This is a genomic window from Syntrophorhabdaceae bacterium, from assembly GCA_028713955.1.
Classification (GTDB): Bacteria; Desulfobacterota; Syntrophorhabdia; order Syntrophorhabdales; family Syntrophorhabdaceae; genus UBA5609.
Window position 1 is genome coordinate 1 of sequence record JAQTNJ010000335.1, and the last position, 2835, is coordinate 2835.

At 41.9% G+C, this 2835-nt stretch carries 2 protein-coding genes; both read right to left on the reverse strand.

Features of this window, described 5'->3' with window-relative positions; genetic code table 11:
- Positions 1 to 183 precede the first annotated feature (183 nt).
- On the reverse strand, positions 184 to 1167 hold the full coding sequence (locus PHU49_16645) for a site-specific DNA-methyltransferase (GenBank protein MDD5245639.1): 984 nt from the start codon (positions 1165 to 1167) through the stop codon (positions 184 to 186).
- A gap of 366 nt (positions 1168 to 1533) precedes the next feature.
- Positions 1534 to 2247, reverse strand: coding sequence for a hypothetical protein (locus tag PHU49_16650; GenBank protein ID MDD5245640.1), 714 nt, complete (start codon positions 2245 to 2247; stop codon positions 1534 to 1536).
- Positions 2248 to 2835: the final 588 nt, after the last annotated feature.

Below are 2835 nucleotides of genomic sequence, written 5' to 3' on the forward strand. Positions count from 1 at the left end.
TCTGATATCTGATTTCCTGAGTTCTGCTGTCATTGAATCTTTATCTTTCATTTGCTTTCTCCTTCCCGCCCTTAGAGTCTAAACTATTGGGTAGAAAGTGTCTCACTTATATTGGCACAGAGGGAGATACCGCTTGCACCTCCCGATGATATATGTTGATTGGTTAGCCGTCTTGTTTGCCCTTTACTCATTGGAATAATCCTTTACAATGGAATTATGCTGTAGTTGTTGATTCGCAAAAGCAATTTCATCAAGTACGGCGTCAATGTTGGAGTCTTTCATTAGGCTATATTCGGGCAGAAACAAATTCGATTTAATCTGCTCAATATGTTTGTCTAAGTAACTGTACAGTTTATTATCTGAATCTACTAAGAGTGAATGCCGTCGCTCTTCTATGCAAACACGCCCCGTTGTTCCAGAACCAGCAAAAAAATCAAGGACTATCGAACCCTCAAACGACAGAGCTTTAACAAAACGCCGTATAAGTTCGACTGGTTTTTGTGTTAGATGGCCAACCCTTTCTGTTGAATTGCCATTTAGCCTCCCTATTTCCCAAACATTTGTAGGGTTTTTCCCCTTGTCAATACTTTCGGGATTGAGACGCTTGTCTTTTTTGTACATCTTTTTTGTCGCCTCATCAAATGGAACCCTAACAGAGTCCAGATCGAAATAGTATTTCTTCGTCTTGGAAAGCCAAATTGCTTCTTCATGCCTGTTGGCAAAAAAGCGATGCGCACTCATGCCGTTCTTGTAGTACCAAATGACAAGATTGATAAATCGTAAAGCTGTTTCATGGCGAGTATAATGGAGGATTTCAAGGAGATCGCCCTTCTTTAAATCTTGATATTGAAAGCCCCCAAAAATAACACAGTTACCTGAATCAGATAACACACGACAGATTTGATCCAACCACCCTTTTGCCCAATCGAGATAGTTATGAAAACTATCCCAGTTGTCTATGTCAAGATTATAGGGCGGGTCTATTAGAATGAGTTGAACTGATGAATCAGGCAATGCCTTCAAAAAGTCAACCGCATTTTGAATAAAGACACCATGAACCGTGCGAGGCTTTGAAATTCCAGTGATCATTGAACTATGCAAAACTCCATTTTTTTTCAATTGATTTATTGCCATGTGTCCACTATTGAAATGCGATTTATTAGCCATATAGCGTTACTTTCCTTTTGCTTTGTAACGATTGATGACTGTTCAGTTTCATCGTCCTACCGCCGCCCAACAATTAATCTGCTGCAAGCTACAATTTGTTAAATATTATGCTTAACTGGTAGTACTGTCAAGGGCAATGGTGTTCTTATAACAAACTTACGAAAATAAAACCGTATGATCCACAGGATATGGGGTGCTATTACAAATTTAGTGAACAATATAAACCTAAAATTATAATATTATATAGCTCACTGCATAACATTAAATCTTATTATTCAGCTGAAATATTCATTATGGTTATCGATTGCCGATTGAAATGTAGCTCGTTCAACAACCTTGTCAGAAACTCTCTTACAGGAAGAAATGTTACCCCCACGAACACGCCCACCCATATAAGCCTTTACTCTCTTCTGGACTCCATACATAGCCTACCTTACCGGCAAGGGATTCAATCTTGTACATGGCATACTCCATGGGGTTTATAGCTGGATGGAGATAGATGATCTGCTTCGGTATCTCAATTCCCAGGGATGCCCGGTATCGTCTTTCATTCAATTCATTCTCAAGGTCTTTGCTGATATACTTAGCGAGATAGGAAGCAAGCTTCTGTCTTTTCCATTGAACGCCTTTCTTTGTCTTTACGTAGGAGACATCTATATTCCCATCCCCTGCAACACATCTCCATAACGATCGAAGCAGTGTTACGTCCTGGTATCCTTTAACCCCCATATGGAAATGGATAGCGCCCCTTTCTTGCCTCTCCTTTGTACAGACATAGAGCCAATCAGGGAAATAGGTATGCACAAGACGGATGAATTGCTCGAACTGATGCCATGCCCTCTCTTTCTCTACGATGTTCTCTCGATATGTAAGGGTAAGAAGATGATCTAACCCTGCTGCCATACACTTACGTCGTACACTTGCCATTGCCTGTCTCTTGCTTCTCTCTATATTGACCTCCCGGTTCTTTGATCTCCCTCTTACCGCGCATTTTCTTTTTTCCGTGTTTGATTTCCCCCAGGTTGCCTCTACACACCCTTCTCCATAGTCCATGACGGTGACTCTATTCTGTACCTTCATGTATAAACGCCTGTCAATCCACGGTTTAGCGAGAAGTTTCCTCCGTTCAAGTCTAGTAATTTCGCCTGCAAATTCGAGAGGCGCAGGCGACGCTTGCGCGGCTGACGCCGGCAAGCCTTTGCCTTGAGAACCTCTCTTTGTTGTGGGGGTGACGTTCTTAGATATCGGGGTTGATTTATTCTGATAGGGTGCTATAATGTCCATAGTTCTCCTTCTCCTTCTTGTTTGAGTTGGGGAAAAACGACGAAAGCCACCGACCCCGCCAAGAGTCCAGGTGGCTTTTTAATTTAAGTTTTTGTTTGCTATTCAGGAACGATGATTGACCGCATTGTTTGTGTTTGTTTAGATCACACTCGTGCAGATTCGTTCCAGAAGTGAAAAACACCTGTAAAAACACGTGTAATATCCGTTACTTACAGGTGTACGGAAGGTTTTGATTCCCATACACTTCCGCCAATTATTCAGCTTACAGCCGTCAGCGATCAGCCAGGAAGATCATTCATCCCGTCTGTTTGGTCCATCTCGTCTGTTTTGTCGCAACGTTGAACATAGAACATTGAACGTAGAACGCATCTCGCTTCACTGTGC